This window comes from Anabaena sp. CCY 9613 (assembly GCF_963920895.1).
Classification (GTDB): domain Bacteria; phylum Cyanobacteriota; class Cyanobacteriia; order Cyanobacteriales; family Nostocaceae; genus Cyanocohniella.
Genome location: NZ_CAWUDE010000023.1, coordinates 40,423 through 56,664, shown reverse-complemented (window position 1 = coordinate 56,664; position 16,242 = coordinate 40,423). Strand labels below are relative to the sequence as shown.

General features: G+C 42.9%; 14 protein-coding genes and 1 riboswitch. Of the genes, 8 read left to right on the top strand and 6 right to left on the bottom strand.

Annotated features, from left to right (window positions below):
- Positions 1-22 precede the first annotated feature (22 nt).
- The 3 genes from ACM0OT_RS21335 to cobG are packed head-to-tail and all read right to left on the bottom strand — an operon-like array spanning position 23 to position 2,850.
- Positions 23-727, bottom strand: coding sequence for a precorrin-2 C(20)-methyltransferase (locus ACM0OT_RS21335; protein WP_414566396.1), 705 nt, complete (start codon positions 725-727; stop codon positions 23-25).
- Between the two features lie 2 nt (positions 728-729).
- On the bottom strand, positions 730-1,356 hold the full coding sequence (locus ACM0OT_RS21330; RefSeq protein ID WP_414566395.1) for a precorrin-8X methylmutase: 627 nt from the start codon (positions 1,354-1,356) through the stop codon (positions 730-732).
- Positions 1,357-1,398: 42 nt separating this feature from the next.
- The gene (gene cobG, locus ACM0OT_RS21325) at positions 1,399-2,850 is read right to left on the bottom strand and encodes a precorrin-3B synthase (protein WP_414566394.1); all 1,452 of its coding nucleotides are present in this window, start codon (positions 2,848-2,850) and stop codon (positions 1,399-1,401) included.
- Between the two features lie 50 nt (positions 2,851-2,900).
- A riboswitch (cobalamin riboswitch) is annotated at positions 2,901-3,059 on the bottom strand.
- Between the two features lie 47 nt (positions 3,060-3,106).
- On the opposite strand from cobG, the gene cbiE reads away from it, so the two are divergent.
- Positions 3,107-4,318, top strand: a complete 1,212-nt coding sequence (cbiE, locus tag ACM0OT_RS21320; RefSeq protein WP_414566393.1) for a precorrin-6y C5,15-methyltransferase (decarboxylating) subunit CbiE — start codon at positions 3,107-3,109, stop codon at positions 4,316-4,318.
- 4 nt (positions 4,319-4,322) lie between these two features.
- Here cbiE and ACM0OT_RS21315 read toward each other — a convergent pair whose 3' ends face one another.
- Complete coding sequence (locus ACM0OT_RS21315) at positions 4,323-4,580, bottom strand: SDR family NAD(P)-dependent oxidoreductase (protein ID WP_414566392.1); 258 nt, start codon at positions 4,578-4,580, stop codon at positions 4,323-4,325.
- A 91-nt stretch (positions 4,581-4,671) separates the two neighbouring features.
- Between ACM0OT_RS21315 and ACM0OT_RS21310 the strand changes: the two genes are divergently transcribed.
- On the top strand, positions 4,672-5,334 hold the full coding sequence (locus ACM0OT_RS21310; protein ID WP_414566391.1) for a Uma2 family endonuclease: 663 nt from the start codon (positions 4,672-4,674) through the stop codon (positions 5,332-5,334).
- A gap of 147 nt (positions 5,335-5,481) precedes the next feature.
- On the opposite strand, the gene ACM0OT_RS21305 is transcribed toward ACM0OT_RS21310, so the two are convergent.
- Complete coding sequence (locus tag ACM0OT_RS21305) at positions 5,482-6,750, bottom strand: CCA tRNA nucleotidyltransferase (RefSeq protein WP_414566411.1); 1,269 nt, start codon at positions 6,748-6,750, stop codon at positions 5,482-5,484.
- Positions 6,751-6,836: 86 nt separating this feature from the next.
- Between ACM0OT_RS21305 and ACM0OT_RS21300 the strand changes: the two genes are divergently transcribed.
- The 5 genes from ACM0OT_RS21300 to ACM0OT_RS21280 all read left to right on the top strand — a co-directional run bounded on the left by ACM0OT_RS21300 (position 6,837) and on the right by ACM0OT_RS21280 (position 10,636).
- Positions 6,837-7,085, top strand: a complete 249-nt coding sequence (locus ACM0OT_RS21300) for a Ycf34 family protein (RefSeq protein WP_414566390.1) — start codon at positions 6,837-6,839, stop codon at positions 7,083-7,085.
- Between the two features lie 181 nt (positions 7,086-7,266).
- Entirely contained in the window at positions 7,267-7,983 is a 717-nt protein-coding gene (gene tsaB / locus ACM0OT_RS21295; protein ID WP_414566389.1) for a tRNA (adenosine(37)-N6)-threonylcarbamoyltransferase complex dimerization subunit type 1 TsaB, read from the top strand.
- A gap of 186 nt (positions 7,984-8,169) precedes the next feature.
- Positions 8,170-8,382, top strand: coding sequence for a glycogen debranching protein (locus ACM0OT_RS21290; RefSeq protein ID WP_414566388.1), 213 nt, complete (start codon positions 8,170-8,172; stop codon positions 8,380-8,382).
- Between the two features lie 686 nt (positions 8,383-9,068).
- A complete protein-coding gene (locus tag ACM0OT_RS21285; RefSeq protein ID WP_414566410.1) occupies positions 9,069-9,632 on the top strand; it encodes a methylmalonic aciduria and homocystinuria type D protein in 564 nt (187 codons plus the stop codon).
- Between the two features lie 53 nt (positions 9,633-9,685).
- Positions 9,686-10,636 carry a heme-dependent oxidative N-demethylase family protein gene (locus ACM0OT_RS21280; RefSeq protein ID WP_414566409.1) on the top strand — a complete coding sequence of 317 codons (951 nt, stop codon included), beginning with the start codon at positions 9,686-9,688 and terminating at the stop codon, positions 10,634-10,636.
- Between the two features lie 81 nt (positions 10,637-10,717).
- Here the strand turns inward: ACM0OT_RS21280 and ACM0OT_RS21275 are convergent, their stop codons facing one another.
- Positions 10,718-13,006, bottom strand: a complete 2,289-nt coding sequence (locus ACM0OT_RS21275) for a glycogen debranching N-terminal domain-containing protein (protein ID WP_414566387.1) — start codon at positions 13,004-13,006, stop codon at positions 10,718-10,720.
- A 989-nt stretch (positions 13,007-13,995) separates the two neighbouring features.
- On the opposite strand from ACM0OT_RS21275, the gene ACM0OT_RS21270 reads away from it, so the two are divergent.
- Positions 13,996-16,005, top strand: a complete 2,010-nt coding sequence (locus tag ACM0OT_RS21270) for a DICT sensory domain-containing protein (RefSeq protein WP_414566386.1) — start codon at positions 13,996-13,998, stop codon at positions 16,003-16,005.
- The last annotated feature ends 237 nt before the right edge of the window (positions 16,006-16,242 follow it).

Here is a 16,242-nt window from a genome sequence, read left to right as displayed (position 1 = left end):
TATAAATGATTTTATCAAAAATCTACAGCCGATTCTTAGTCGGGATAACAATCATAGAAAAATAAGGTACTTGCTCCGGATCAACTTCATCCAAGGGGACAATTCTTTGCTGTGCCATTGTTGCCCGCTCAATATATAATGCTCGTGATGCCAACCCTAATTGATGTAAAATATCTCGCACTTTTGTAAAATGGCGCCCCAGTTTCATAATCGCTGCGGCATCGGTTGCTAGTAGGTGCGTAATCAGTTCTTCTGCTGGCATGGGAGCAGGTAGAACAGTCATAATGTCGTTGTAATAAGTGAAAGGTACACTCAAAGCTACCGGACAAGCCATCAGTGAGGAAACTCCTGGTACCACTTCAGTTTTGTATTGTTCAGACAGACGTGTAAAAACATACATAAAAGAGCCGTAAAAAAACGGGTCACCTTCACATAACACCACGACATCCCGCCCGGCTGCTAAATGTTCGGCAATGGGTTCTACTTCTTTGTCATAAATTGCACTTACTGTTTCTGGTTCCAAGGCACGGGGGAGGTGAAATAAGACCTCAATTTGATTGCCTGTGAGATACTGTGAGACGATCGCCCGCGCTATACTTTCTCTATCTACTGCCGATTGATAAGCCACCACAGGTGCCGCTTGTAATAGTCGCAAAGCTTTCAATGTCAATAGTTCTGGATCACCAGGCCCTACACCAATTCCATAGAGACGGCCTTTGGTTTGCATGATTATTCTTCCTCTGTTGCTAGGGCATTAACTGCGGCGGCGGCGATCGCACTCCCACCACGCCGACCATGTAATGTTAAAAATGGTACACCTCTGCTATTGGCTGCCAGGGCTGCTTTAGATTCGGCTGCACCGACAAAACCCACCGGAAAGCCCAAGATAATGGCAGGCCTCGGCACTCGTCCATCTAACATTTCTAGCATTCGGAACAGTGCTGTAGGCGCATTGCCAATGGCTACCACTGCCCCTTCGAGATGCAAGCGCCATAATTCTAGAGCCGCTGCCGATCTTGTATTCCGCAAACGTTTAGCTATTGCTGGTACTTCCGCATCATAAAGGGTGCAGAGAACTTGGTTATTTGCAGGTAATCGGCTTCTGGTAATACCTTCGGCAACCATGCGGCAATCACACAAAATTGGCGCTCCTGCTGCTAGTGCTGCGCGTCCAGATTTTACTGCTGCTGGGGAATACCCTAGGTCAGTGACTATATCCGTCATTCCACAGGCATGAATGAGGCGCACTGCAACTTTGGCGACATCGGGTGGCAGCACATCTAGATTAGCTTCGGCTCGAATAATCGCAAAGGAAGTTTTGTAGATTTCGTTAGCGTCTCGGATGTAGTCAGGCATTGGAGATTAGGGATTGGGGACTGGAGATTAGAAACAAATTTTCTAGCTGTAATTTGAAGAGAATAACTGTTTTAATTGAGCAATTTCATAGCGATTGACAAATTTCCCAAAGGTTTCATCGGGATTTGGGCATTGTATTTTATACACTTGTAGCATCTGCTTGATCAGTCTAGGGAGTTCGGCAATGGTTACATTTTGATAAATTTCCCGTCCAAATTTTTGGTTGCTGTCACCTGCACCAATATAAATGTGATAAGTTTCCACAGTTTTATGATCTGACTCTAGGCTGACACCGACTAAGGTAATATCACTGTTAGTATGCTGGGCGCAGGATTTTTTGCAGCCGCTAAAGTGAATATTAATTGGGTGATTCAGGGTAACTCTAGTTTCGAGGTATTTTGCTAATGTCAACGCATCAGCTTTGGTATCTGTAGCCGCAGCCGCACAACCTTTGTTACCAGAACAGGCTACTAAGGCACTTTTGAGGTTACTGGCTGAGAAATCTAATCCTAAGTTAACTAGTTCACTTTTGACATGAATCAGCCATTGCTGGGGAATATCAGTTAACAGCAAATTCTGCCAAGGTGTCAGTCTGAGAATACCACTGCCGTATTTTTCTGCTAAATCAGCCAAACCTCGGATTTGCTTAGTTTCTAGCCTACCCAGAGGCAGAACTACACCAATATAAAATAAACCTGCTTGACGCTGGGGATGAATACCAAGATGCCCATACTTATTTTCTACTGGCACAGGAGTGAAGTTAGTCTTCAATAAAGGAAAAGACAGTCTTTGTGCAACTTGCTGAAGATAATTTTCACAACCCAAATTATTCACTACTTCTCGTAGACGCTGTTGACGCTGACTATGAGGATCACTATGAGTGAGATAGACTTCAGCTAAAGCTGCCAAAACTGATAAACATTTATCTGGTGATAACAAAATTCCCAGATCAATGGGTGGCTTTCCTTTAGGGCCAATGCTGAGAGCAAGACGAAAGTAAACGCTATCTGCCACTAAGACCGCTGCCAACATGATATCGTTGAGGCGATCGCGCACTGAAACTTTACCACCACCATCAAAACCCACGCTAAATTTGGCCGACAGTCCTGATAACTCTGGATGCTCGACGATGTAATTATCCCAAGCTTGCACAAATGGACGAGTATCAATTAATTCTTGCGAGTCAATACCAGCCGTGGGACTGGTCATAATATTGCGGATATGATCAACAGCAGCATTGCGAGAACCTATACCCATATCCTGTAAATGCTTCAGAACTGCGGCATCGATCCCGGTGCGAATTTCCCTGACTTGTAGGTTAGCACGATTAGTTACATCCACATAGCCACCCCCACACTGATCTGCTATGTCTGCGATGGCATGACACTGTTTACTATCCAGAATCCCACCTGGTATTCTGATGCGAGATAATATCCCATCTTGGGCGCGTGTATCATAAAACAAGCCAGGACAAGTGGCAAAACCGGACAGCAAAACAGCAACTCCTTCCCCGTGCGACGCAGGGAGTAGATATTTATCTAGTGTCTTGAGGACACGGCTGAAGTTGGCATTCTGACTTGGAAAGTAAAAAAGGGAATTTTCTGCTTTTGCCTTACCATTACAGCTGCGGCACAGTCCCGGAATCTCACCGGACTTTCCCAACTCTCAGCTTTTGTAATTTAACATGAGTAGGCGTTGAGACTAATTCGTAATTCGTAATTCGTAATTCGTAATTTAGACAGTAAATTCTATGTCAGGGAAGTGGCTTTCTGTTGTGGGTGTTGGTGAAGATGGGTTACAGGGTTTAAGTGCGATCGCTCGTTTGCTTATCGATCAAGCAGAAGCGATTTTCGGAGGCCATCGCCATTTAGCTATGTTATCCCCACATGACCAACGCCAAAAAATAGCCTGGACATCTCCCCTCAGCACTTCCATTGCCGACATTATCCAACGTCGGGGTCAATCAATCTGCGTTTTAGCCAGTGGTGACCCCATGTTTTATGGCATTGGTGTGACTTTAACCCGACAAATTCCCATTGACGAAATCACGATTATCCCTGCACCTTCTACCTCCAGCCTGGCCTGTGGGCGATTGGGATGGTCTTTAACTGAAGTAGAAACCTTAAGTTTGTGCGGTCGTCCAGCCTCGCTGCTTCAGTCTTATATTTATCCTGGAGCCAAACTATTAATTTTGAGTGAGGGTCAAGATACGCCGACAATTGTGGCTGAGATATTGACAAATCACGGTTATGGTGATAGTAAAATCACCTTATTAGAACGCATGGGTGGCATTGATGAACGGATAGTCAAAGGTGTTGCTGCAACGTGGAATCAAACAGAAATTGCTCCTTTGAATGCGATCGCAGTTGAATGTATTGCGGCTCCTGGGGTGATACCTTTAGCTAGAGTCCCAGGATTACCAGATCACGCCTATCACCATGATGGACAGTTAACCAAGCGGGAAGTTAGGGCCGTTACCCTGTCAACCTTAGCACCCAACCCAGGACAATTATTGTGGGATGTGGGTGCAGGTTGCGGTTCCATTGGTATTGAATGGATGCGGACTCATCCTCGATGTCGCGCGATCGCCATTGAACAAAATGCTTCTAGAATCAAATACATTGCCGATAATGCCACGGCTTTAGGAACGCCCCATCTGCAAATCATTACGGGGAAAGCACCCCAAATCCTCAAAGACTTGCCCCCACCAGATGCCATATTTATTGGTGGTGGAGTCACAGCCGAGGGACTGCTTGATATCTGTTGGCAAACATTACGTCCAGGTGGAAGATTGGTTGCTAATGTTGTCACCGTAGAAGGCGAGCAAACCTTATTTCAATGGTATGAAAAAGTTGGCGGTCATTTAACTCGCATTGCCATTCAAAGGGCAGAACCCATTGGTAAATTTTTAGGTTGGCGGGCAATGGCTCCTGTTACCCAATGGATAGTCATCAAAGCGTAAGACTTTAGCCAATAAAATTTCCCATAGCATAAGGGGCGAGATCACTGAGTGCATATTGCTGATAAATAGCTCTATCCGAAGTTATCAGCACGATCCGTCCGTAGTTTTGTCGCTTCATAATTGGAAAAGCAGCTTGAGCCAGCCATGTTAGTGACTCTAAATTAATGCTGATGGCGCGCTGTAGAAAAGCAGGCGTCAGTTTTTGCACTGACTGATAGGTGACCAAATCAATCAACTCATACATATCGAATTGTATGCTCATGATGGACAAAGTCTCTTATAAACAGACTGAGTTACCCTTGAATAATGGACAACTGAGTTTAAACCTAGATTTTGGGGGTTAATAACTGCTTATGTTCAACTACAATCCTTTAGAGTGCCTACCTTCATCAGCAGAATTACCAGATTCAGATGATACCCCTGTGGATAACGAACTGCAAATATTAATTCCCAACTTATTGTTAGCCATCTTAGCCGCGATTTGGCAAAACCGCGATGACTGGTTTTTCGGCATTAACATGGGAGTTTACTATACACCCAATATAGGAGCCATAGTTCCTGATGGTTTCTTGAGTTTGGGTGTTGAACGTTTTGTGGGAGAAAATGGACGTTCTAGTTATGTTTTGTGGGAAGAAGAGGGTATTCCGCCAATTTTAGCTTTAGAAGTTGTTTCTCAAACTTACAATGGCGAATATGAACAAAAAAAAATTGATTATGCAGAATTAGGCATTTTGTACTATGTCATTTATGCACCAACACGGCTACGTCGTAAGCGTCAACGTTTAGAAGTTTATCGCTTAATTAATGGTGAATACATTTTACAACCAGGGGCTAAAATTTGGATGCCCGAAATTGGTTTAGGTATTGGAAGGGAACAGGGTACTTATCAAGGAAGAACAAGAGAATGGCTGTTTTGGTATGACGAAAATGGTAACAGATACCAAACTCCAGAAGAACAATTACAAAATTTATTAGCCAGATTACAACAGCAAGGAATTGACCCAAATACACTTTAATTGTGTTGCCGGTGAACAGTTAAATATTATTTACCAAATATTAGGAGTAAATAGCAATGAGAATTAGAGGAGTTAAGCGTGGTAAAACTATAGAATTATTAGAACAAATCAACATTTTTTGCACAAAAGCTTTACCAACACCAAAGTTTACAGCTTCAAACTCCGTGCAAAAGCGATCGCCTGTTCTGGCGTAGTAATTTTTCCTTCGGCTCGTGCTATGGCAATCTCTGTCAGCAATTCGCCCACCACTGGCGATGCCGGAATATTTAATGCTATCATTAGTTCTTTACCACTCACTATTTGAGTGGCATGAGCAACCAGATCATCAGGGTTTAGGTAGCGGCTGATCAACGGTGCGTAGGCGCGTAACAGCCTGTGTCCTGGCATCACCTCTACCAAAATATCATCTACTAAGGCTAAAAGCACTGTAGCCGCAAATACATTCCCTGTCTCTTGAAACAAAAAATACTGTTCTCGAACAGTCATGGTAGTTGATTTTAGCTGCGGTAACAGTTTAAGAGCAGTGGTAACAGCACGAATTTCTGCACGACTATAAGTTAGTGCTTGTAATTCTATTTCTGCAACTTCTGGATTGGGGTGAACCAGACAAGCAAGTTTGGCAATACCCAGCCAAGTGGTTTTCACTGTGTCGCGGACATATTGTTGCAATTCTTGTCCTAGTTGCGGCCAATTTTCTGCCAATAAAGCTGCTGCTGTATCAACGGCCGTTAATTTTTGGAAACTAGGGCGTGTAGCATTTTTGAAGAAAGGTGTAAGTAAATTATCTTCACCAGCTGTTGTTATCCAAGGCGTACCCTGGGGACTTGCCAACATATAACCAATTTCTACTCGTACTCTTTCGGCGGCTACTTGAGTGATTTGTGATGCCAAAGCGCGAATTGTGGTTTGAGTAGTTGACTCAATGGTAAAACCAAGTTGAGCTGCTTGGCGATAAGCTCGTAATAATCGTAAAGGATCATCTTCAAGGTTAGCTGGTGAGATCATTCGCAACAAACCTTGTGCTAAGTCACCATAGCCGTGTAATGGATCGATGATTTCTTGAGTATGGGGATTATAGGCGATCGCATTAATTGTAAAATCTCTTCTATGCAAATCAGTTGTTAAACTATCTCCTTCTTGCTGGGCAAAGTCTGCTGTCGCCTGGGGAAACACCACACGGGCAATTTGTCGTTGGGGATCGAGTAACACAAAACCAGCTTGATAATCACGTGCAATATCTCTGGCCACCTTGACAGCATCAAATGGAATCACAAAATCTAAATCTAAATATTCACGAGTTCTGCCCAGCAATGCATCCCGCACCGCACCACCGACAATATAAGCAGGTTGCGGCAAGTATGCCAAACTAAAGGGCCAATTTTCGGGAACTAAGGTAGGATATATTGAGCCATACATTGTCATAAAAATCAACCCAACAACTAGTGAATAAAAGTTAGGCTTAAGCTAGAGTAACAATAAAGGTTCCTGGAGTTGGTTCTATTATGTGTATTTGCGTGAACTGCCACTATGTAGACCGCTGTGAAACCTACCATGCCGTAGAAGCACAGCACCAACAGCCTCATTTGACTGAAAACCCGAATTTTGATCCTAACGAACCCTCGATCAATGTCAACATCCGTACCCAAGAAGACGTGATTGAAATGGAATGGGATGTTGTCGGTTGTCTCAGCTTTAAACAAGAAACGGGCAAGTGGTCAAAATTACGTCCCGGTGAATTAGTCCCCACTTGACAAGTCAAGCATTTGGTGATTTTGTCTGACCCATCCATCACAACACCTTGGCAATTAAATTTAAGGTGGATCAACACAAATTCAGTATCTGCTGGAAAAACTCCTCGACATTAGTCAGGGGAGTATATCAATTATGTGCTTGAATAGATAAATCCAGTTGACTTAGTTGACTTAATTAACTTTGACCCAGGAACCACAACACCTTGCAGCCACAAAATATGCCTTATCGCTGCACACTACTACTCCCGAACTAGGACTAGCAATTAGTAATTTTGCTGGCGAAACTCGCTCTCAAGTATGGAATTTAGGGCGGGATTTATCCAGTTATGTACATCAATATTTAATTGAATTTATTTCACCCCATACTTGGGCAGACTTGGCATTTATTGCCGTAGCTAAAGGGCCTGGTGGTTTTACGGGTACTCGCATCGGTGTTGTGATTGCCCGCACCTTAGGACAACAGTTAGAGATTCCTGTATTTGGCATATCTACCTTAGAAGCAGTAGCTTGGGCGCAATATATTTTGCCTTCCCCCACCAGTAATTTTGACAAAGACAACGAAAATAAAGATACTCCAGCTATTGCTGTGGAAATGCCGGCACAACGAGGTAAAGTTTTTGTAGCTATTTACCAACCAATATCAGCAGTTACCGGATTCACACCTTTATTGGCAGATACAGTCATGACACCAGAAGCTTGGCAAGAAACTTTAGCTAACTGGAATACAACTTATCAACTCATCACTGCCAAATCAGGGTTAGCTGCAACGGTGACAAATGTTTTAGAACTAGCTATTCTCAAATGGCAACAAGGCAACCATCCTCACTGGACAGAGGCATTGCCGTATTATGGGCAACATCCTGTAGAAACGCCTCCACCTTCAGGATCTGCAACATAGCAATAAAACTTTTACGTGACGCTGATGTTATTAGTTTCAGGGGTTGTGAACCCAAGTTGATTATTAGGCACAAAAAGTTTAAATTTTATCACTGTTGATGCTTATTTACTAACAATTTCTAACTTTTGGTAGTATTCTAAAATGACAAATTAAATTGTCAGTGTTGAGTTTGCAAGAGGATAATTTATGACAAGGACTATTTGGGTAAATGAGCAAATTGATCCGTCTGGGATGATTCATGCTTGCATTGCTTGTTGTGATGAGTCTCAAGCTAAAGATTGTCATGAATCATTTCAAGGCAACTTAACCGATATTCAAAAGTCAGCAGGCTGGGTAGCACAATTGCGGACAGTCAGTTCTTGGGATGAAGTGCCAGTTAATGCTCTCAAACTTGATTAAGTTAGCTTGTTGGCGACATTTCCACGCCCATAGTCTATAATTCGGCGTGGAATGCCAGCCATTAATTTAGGCACATTTATTATGGGTCGAGATACTATTTTTTAGTGATTTACAAATATTGATAATTTACCCATCTCAAAATCTCGAACAAAGCGATATTCGTCCTAGTACTCTTTCAAAATAGATGTTGATTGCAACTGGGCGCTAGGGATATCTGCAATAAAATTATTACCTGTACTGCGATCGCTAAGTTGCATTTTATCGCTTTGGGCTGTCTCTAAAATTACAAGACTTTGGCGATCGCATATATTATAAGTGCAGCGACGTTTCCACAGGCGGAATGGAAAATATACGGTGATTGCTGGAAATTATGGCAAATTCAGATAAATTTCCTGACTTGTTTTTTATCTGTACTATGTCTAACAGAAATGTCTAAGATGTTAAATCCTCAAATCTTGCAATAACTAATTTTTTTACTGGACTTTTGTACATTTTTTTACAGCCAGACTTAATTAGTACAAGTATAGGTTAATAAAAAATAAAAATTAGATTAAAAATTCACAAGTCATGCTTAAAAACTGCGAAAGAACCTAACCTATGGGGGGAAATTAATGATTTTAATGAAGTTTTAAGAGTTATGATAATTACCAAGGGTAAAATGTCAAACTTGCAAAAACCGAATTAATATAGTGAACTATTCCCCAGTTTACATTTCGGAGCAAGGCTGTCCTATTAATTTAGTTGGCGAAACAGGACAAGCGGTGCAAATTTCTATTCATTCGCCCAGTCAGTATATCTGTGCCAACCGCGAACGGATATTACCAGATTGGCAACATCACCCTTATTTATGGGTTGTGATTGTGTTGCAGCAATCACGATATCAATTAGTAAAACATACACCAGCAATTGAGCAAGAGAAAGAACACTTGCGAGAAAAGTTTATGAGGTTTGGCTGTGATCTGGCATTTAAATTGCGCGATCGCGGTTATCTCACAGACCTGATTGACCCCCGCACTGGTTATCCTTTACTCTCTCACCCAGGAGCAATTCCTCACAATGACACCGCAGTTGTCAAAGCCTTACTCAAATATCCAGTAATTAAAAATAAATGTTGTGTATTAGTGCATCCCACTTGGGGTGCGGCAGTTTATCCTAGTGTCATCATATCAGTAGCACCGCCAATTATTATCGAATCTTTCATCAAAGACATTGCACCTCTGCATGGGTGGAAAATGAGGAATAGAGAGTAAGTAGGGAGCTAGTAGTGGAAGTTGCTAATAATCCAGCTTGTTACTTTCCCTTGATGAGTGGGCGCTATGAAGTTAAGCCAGGGATGATGGCTTTTGGTTGTGATTTTGGTAATGGACAAGTTGACCAGCAGGTTTTGCAAATTGATCGTGATTATGCTCATTACCGCCAGAATAAACTTTTAGCTCGTCAAGAAAGGTTGAGTAAATATTACCAGACCTCTAACTATTCTAGGGCTGTGGCAGGTGCGATCGCTCGGTTAATTATTGAACGTCTGACTCAAGAACATCCACAATATTTTGACTCCCAAAAAACAGCCAACACCTGCAAATTTCACAATTATTTGACTCAAGAAACCCTTTACTTAGATGCAGACTGGCAATTACAGCAAGTCAAAACCCCAGTTAATCAAGTTGTTCCTGCTTATGCTTCTACTCTGGATGCTTTAGCTTCCCAGGTGCAAGAAGATGTCACGGTTATTTGTCGTTCTCAAGATGATAGTAATTGGCTGAGTGCAGTACATTTGTGCTATCCCAATCATTGGTCAGCAGAGGAAAAAATTGGCAAAAACTTTGCGGCTATTCATACTCCTGTAGCAGAAATGGCAAAAATCAATCGTCGGGGAAATGCGATCGTTAATACGATGATTGATCAAAGTCCAATGGTACGCTTTGCTTGGGGTTTAAGTACTGACACCCGTCTTAATCACCATCCTGAACCACCTCTTGGTGTATCAGCTAGTCAATGGCAAGGTAGAAGTTTTGACCGCCAATATGGCCAATTATATCTGCGAATTGAACGCCAGGTAATTTGGGGACTGCCAGAATATGCAACTGCACTATTTACGATTCGTACTTATTTCCGAGATTGTAATTTGATTAAACAAGACTCTGTACTGCGGTCTAAACTTTGTGCAGCTATTCAATCTATGACATCAGCATCACTAATATATAAAGGCTTGTTGGCAAGCAAAGCTAGTATTTTGCAGTGGCTGGAACAGATGTGATTAATGTTTGAGTAGTAAGGACTTTTAGTGCTGAGAATATTAAGGACTAAAGTCCTGACTACAAACAATAAGCTGTACGAGTTAGGCTTCGATAACTACCCGGAGATTGCCACGTTTTTTGGCGACGCGACAAGCCGTAGTACTACCAGAACGCTCAAATTCTAAATCTAGAATGGTGGGCCCCACGCGCAAATTGTGTAATGACAGACGATTAATTGATTCTGGCAAAGCAGGGTCAATAATGCGTAAGCAGTTATTTTGCGCGTCGGGGACTAAGTTGACTACCATTTGCAGTAGTTGAAAGATAGTGCCGGTGGCCCAAGCTTGTGGTGTACAAGCAACTGGATACTGTACTGGACTATGATCACCATTGCGTTCGTAACCACAAAAGAGTTCTGGGGGACGTTGATAAGGTTGCTGACTAGTCATGTCGAACAAACCTTGGAAAACTTCTAAAGCTTGATCGATGAGGCCGAGCGATCGCAATCCTACGGTAATGAGAGAATTATCATGAGGCCAAACCGAACCGACATGATAGCCCATAGGATTATAGGCTGGTGATAAGCTACTAAGAGTCCGAATCCCCCAACCATTAAACATATCGGGGGCCCGTAATCTTTCCGCGACACTGTAGGCTTTTTCGGGTGTAAAAATGCCCAAATTTAGACAGTGACCAGGATTGGATGTAATACTTCTAACTTGCTGACCATCTCCATCCAAGGCTAAAGCACAGAAATCTTGGTCTTCTATCCAAAAGTCTTGATTAAAACGAAACTTCAGATTTTTAGCCTCGTCTAGCCAGCGTTCAGCTAAGTCCAGTCGCTTCTTCATCCTCGCAATTTCTGCTAGGCGAATTTTTGCTGCATAAACGTAAGCCTGTACTTCACTCAAAGCAATGGGGCCATTGGCTAGCTCACCCTTATGGTCTACGATACAATCGCCAGAATCTTTCCATCCTTGGTTAGCTAGACCGCGTTTAGATTTACGGTAGTAGGTTAAATATCTACTGTGTTTGAGATGACGATCAATCCACTCCATCGCAGCTAAAGCGTTGGGCCACAGTTTCTCTAGAGTTTCTTGATCATGAGTCCAAGCGTAGTATTCAGCATACAACATCAACCATAACGGAGTAGCATCAACCGTCCCATAGTATGGTGTATGGGGAATTTCCTGACACCGCGCCATTTCCCCGAACCGCAACTCATGTAAAATTTTGCCTGGTTCTTCTTCGCGCCAGTCATCCTCGGTTTTGCCTTGGTATGACGCTAGTATCATTAGGGTTTCTTTGGCAATTTGGGGGTTTAACATCAGGGTTTGGGAGGCTGTAATGAGCGAATCCCTGCCAAATAACGCCGAAAACCAAGGGACACCAGCCGAAACAGTCTTGTATTTGCCAAAAGACTGGCGCAACAAATACATATCCTGTTCAGCCCGCTCAATTACATGATTAAAGATGCTTTTGTCTGATCTAATCTGTGTAATTTGCTGTATCCATTGTTGCTCTTCCATCAACTCAGCCGCTTTGGCTTGGACTAAGGTGAAAGCTGCACTGACAGTGGAACTTGGCTGATTGTTGGTCATCATATTCAGGCGATAACCTAACTTTTGGGTTTCGTGAGAAGCCAACTCCAATTGCCAAATCGCAGTATGACCCTTGAAATGGTCTGGTTGGCGATACTGGAATTGGATGCGAGATTCCATTAATAAGCCATCGACACCTTGATAGGCTAATGTCAAAGATTCTTCTCTATGGGGCGAATGACTTGATACAGGAGAAAGAACATCGTCGATCACAGATTCTCCTGCTTCGGATGCCGATTCTACTAAATGTAAAAGTCTACCCCTTTGTTCTCTCTGAGCGCCCCGGACTTCAAATAAATCTACAAAATCCGCATCAAAGCTGATACTTAATTCAAACCTGACGGTAGTTGTGCTGTAATTAGCTACCTCAATTTCTTCAAATAGTGCCCCATTGAGGACAATTTCCCGGCGAATACCTATAGTTTCAGCTTTTAGGTGTTCGTCAATTCTGGGGTTAGTACACAGAACTGACATGGAAAACCCTCTTTCTGCACTACTGCTGAGGAGAATAGGCGATCGCCCGGCAATTTGCAACTCCAAACGATTGAGAAATCGGGTATCACAGCAAAATAGGCCGACATTGGGGTTACCATCTTCTAGGGAACAACCAGAAATGTTCCCCATCGTATCCGTCACCAAGAATAAATCATCATCTTTAGCCGTCAACGTTGGTTGGGGTTTTTCTCCCACAACACAAGGCCACTCAGAAATAGGTAATTGTGCTGCGGGAATAAAAGTTTTTCCATCTAAGGAAATTTTTTCCGGGGTTGTCAGTGTATCCGGTGTCATTAGCCAAAGTTCCGTGTACAGGTCTAGATCAAGCAATTGGGGATTTTGTTGGGACTTACGTTAGCGAAGCTGACGCAGCAGGGAGATAATTTGGGATTGACCCCAACCATAGGGGAATGGGGTAGACCTAAAAAGTATGACAAATCTTTATAAGAGTATATTTTTTATATCTGAAGTCAAGGCTGAAAAATGGTGATTTTTATCTAATTAATCTGTTTCTCATCCTTATGAGGCACCATGCATTGAGAATACTTAATCAAGATGCCCGAGTCGCTGCTTATTCTCAATGGGGTGAGGGGCGCACCCAGAAATGCTATAAATTTGTTGTCATATGTTGTGATAATTTTTGTATGTAATTAAACAAATTCATTGCCAAAATTGCTTTAATTAAAAAAGTCAAGAAAGCAGCAATAAGTCCTCGATGACAAGATAACAATCAACTTAATTATATCTAGCTTATCAGTAAAATTCTTAGTTCAGTAAGTAAAAATATACAAGTATTTTGCTGGCTGAGTGTCTGAATTATCGTGACTTAGATATTTTTGCAAAAGTTGATAAATTTAATTGACTTGGCATCTTAATTGACCATAGGCAGCATTGTTTTCACCAGCTTATTTTGTGATTATAGGCAATTTCCGCAAAGAAACTTAGGTGTAGGCTAATAACAGAGCTGTCTGTTAAATGTATATTGGGCGTAGTAGCCTATTATTGAAACCTCACGATGCCAGCAAATGGATAAAAAAACTTGGGTGAAAGGCAAAACGTTTCTAGCGTTACGCTACAGCACACCAGGGTGCCACTAATGAATGTACTGCCATTATCACTTTAGACTGGGAAATTTTTCCAGTTTTGCCACCACCTTGGTGGAAAGCGGTGTTTAGAATTCTTTACATATTCCCCCTCTTTGCTGCACATGAGACTCTGTTGTAATTTGTACAATGCAGCTGTGACGCGAATTTTGTCCAGATTGGGCTTCTTTAACGATATTCATGAGCATTTCGACTTCCGTGCTGAGTGATCTGCTACAGTCCATACCCTACCTGCGGCCCCAGCTATATTTCAAAGCTTCACTTACGGCCCTCTCCCACGCGATGGAAGATCAGGTTTTGGCGGCGACTTTAGACCAGCCCTTAGTAATTGCTAGCTTCCAAAGAGAGCGATACTATCGCCAAGAGGCTCATCGCTATCAACGATTAGCTTTACGTAGTAATCAAATATACGTTTTATCCGCACCAGAAACCGATTTCACCAATAGTTCGGAATATTACGAACGCATAGCCTTTGAGCCTGAAGATGCCCTCAGTCAAGAGTGGCATTTGGTAGTCATTGCTGATAACTATGCTACCTGCCTCGTGTGCCGGGAAAGCTTAGGCTCCATTGCCAAAAATAAGCAGCAACCAGATTCCATCCCTGGTCTAGACATGGACACTGCTCGGAGGTTTGAAGGAATTTGGACATCAGAGCGAGGAGTCAGCATTAAAGCAGCCCAACTGCTATTAGACAGGGTTTTAATTTATAGACCAGACCTAGCAAAAAAAATTCAAACAGCACGCCAGAGGTTTGGCATCGGGGGAAGCAGAAACTACTCCCAGACAGCACAACTAACTGAATTTGCTTGTGACATTGATACTGACCCGTTTGTACAGCGCTTAGTGACTTATCTACAAGCTAGCCAATACAAACTGCATAAAGCTTATCGTTCCATTACTGCTCAAGCACGTAAAGAACGCTTAGTCAATTTTATTAGTACAGCAATTAGGCGATCGCTTGATCCCCACGAAGTACTACAAATCGCCGCCCAAGAACTAGGACAGCACTTAGGGGCGAGTCGCTGTTTAATTTACCGCGCCCAAGCTACAGATACTCAAGCTCAAATTAAACACGAGTTTTTGATGCCCGGCATATTATCGATTAGTGGGCAAACCTGGGAACTAGATAACAATCTGTTATTTCAGGAAGTAGTACAAAAAGGTGAAGGCGTCTGTGTCGCTGATACACAAACTGATGCTCGCGTGACTAATTCCGCTCCGCTGTCCTTGATCGCCAAGAAATTCGCCATTCGTTCTTGGTTAATCGAACCAGTATTATTTCAAGGACGATTGTTGGGCATCGTGGAATTGCACTATTGCAGCTTACCACCCCACGAATGGCAACCAGGAGAACTGGATTTAGTAGAGGCGATCGCCACCCAAATGGGAGCAGCTTTAATTCAAGCAGAAGCTTACGCCAATTTAGAAGACCTCAATCAACAGCTAGAAGCCCTCGATCGCACCCGCAGCAACCTGATAGCCATCACCGGACACGAACTCCGCACACCCCTATCAACAATTCAAGTGTGCTTGGAAAGTCTCGCCAGTGAACCAGATATGCCTTTAGAATTGCAGCAGGTAATGCTGAGTACGGCACTGTCTGACTCCGAACGGATGCGGAAATTAGTCCAAGATTTCCTCACCCTGTCAAACCTAGAAAGCGGCAGAGTAGAATGGCATCCAGAATCCCTCACCTTGCAAGAATGTGTTGATCTAGCCCTCAGCCGACTGCGTACGCGTTCTTCAACAGCAGAAATACCGCAAATAAAAACTAAAATTGCCCAAACTCTGCCTTTGGTAAGAGCTGATGGAGATTGGTTGGTGGAAGTCTTAGCAAAATTGATAGATAACGCCTGTAAATTCACACCATCTCCAGGAAAAATCACGATTACAGCCGCCCAAAATCGCAATCAAATGGTTGAAGTGATAGTTGCTGACACAGGACGTGGAATCGAAACTAATCGTCTAGAAATTGTTTTTGACCGCTTCTATCAAGAAGAAGGAGCGCTACGGCGTACAGCTGGCGGTACCGGACTAGGATTGGCAATTTGCCGCCAAATAGTCAATGGCTGGGGTGGTGACATCTGGGCCAAGTCAGCTGGTAAAGACCAGGGTAGTCAGTTTCATTTCACTATTCCCATTGCCCAAATGAGCAATGAGGAAAAACGGACAAAAGTCAAGAGTAAGTAATATTAATTCGTAATTCGTAGTTCGTAATTACGAGTGCAGATGCCATCTAAGTTTCTAGTTGGTCACCAAGAGGAAAAGGCTCGGGGTACACAAGTTTCTTCCCCCGTCTCTCCCCCCTGCACCCTGCCTCTTTCGATCAATCCCCTTCTTCAATGACTAAAAACTGTTACAGTCTATAACGCGATCGCAATATGATGGGGTTAGCGGTGTTAGGATGCCGTAAAAACCGTTGAGAGA

Excerpts from the sequence above, each read along its gene's own strand:
- ACM0OT_RS21335 (WP_414566396.1), bottom strand. The coding sequence starts at position 727 with ATGCAAACCAAAGGCCGTCTCTATGGAATTGGTGTAGGGCCTGGTGAT.
- ACM0OT_RS21310 (WP_414566391.1), top strand. The coding sequence starts at position 4,672 with ATGTTCAACTACAATCCTTTAGAGTGCCTACCTTCATCAGCAGAATTA.
- ACM0OT_RS21275 (WP_414566387.1), bottom strand. The coding sequence starts at position 13,006 with ATGACACCGGATACACTGACAACCCCGGAAAAAATTTCCTTAGATGGA.
- ACM0OT_RS21290 (WP_414566388.1), top strand. The coding sequence starts at position 8,170 with ATGACAAGGACTATTTGGGTAAATGAGCAAATTGATCCGTCTGGGATG.
- ACM0OT_RS21280 (WP_414566409.1), top strand. The coding sequence starts at position 9,686 with ATGAGTGGGCGCTATGAAGTTAAGCCAGGGATGATGGCTTTTGGTTGT.
- ACM0OT_RS21315 (WP_414566392.1), bottom strand. The coding sequence starts at position 4,580 with ATGAGCATACAATTCGATATGTATGAGTTGATTGATTTGGTCACCTAT.
- ACM0OT_RS21305 (WP_414566411.1), bottom strand. The coding sequence starts at position 6,750 with ATGTATGGCTCAATATATCCTACCTTAGTTCCCGAAAATTGGCCCTTT.
- ACM0OT_RS21330 (WP_414566395.1), bottom strand. The coding sequence starts at position 1,356 with ATGCCTGACTACATCCGAGACGCTAACGAAATCTACAAAACTTCCTTT.
- ACM0OT_RS21270 (WP_414566386.1), top strand. The coding sequence starts at position 13,996 with ATGAGCATTTCGACTTCCGTGCTGAGTGATCTGCTACAGTCCATACCC.
- ACM0OT_RS21300 (WP_414566390.1), top strand. The coding sequence starts at position 6,837 with ATGTGTATTTGCGTGAACTGCCACTATGTAGACCGCTGTGAAACCTAC.
- cbiE (WP_414566393.1), top strand. The coding sequence starts at position 3,107 with ATGTCAGGGAAGTGGCTTTCTGTTGTGGGTGTTGGTGAAGATGGGTTA.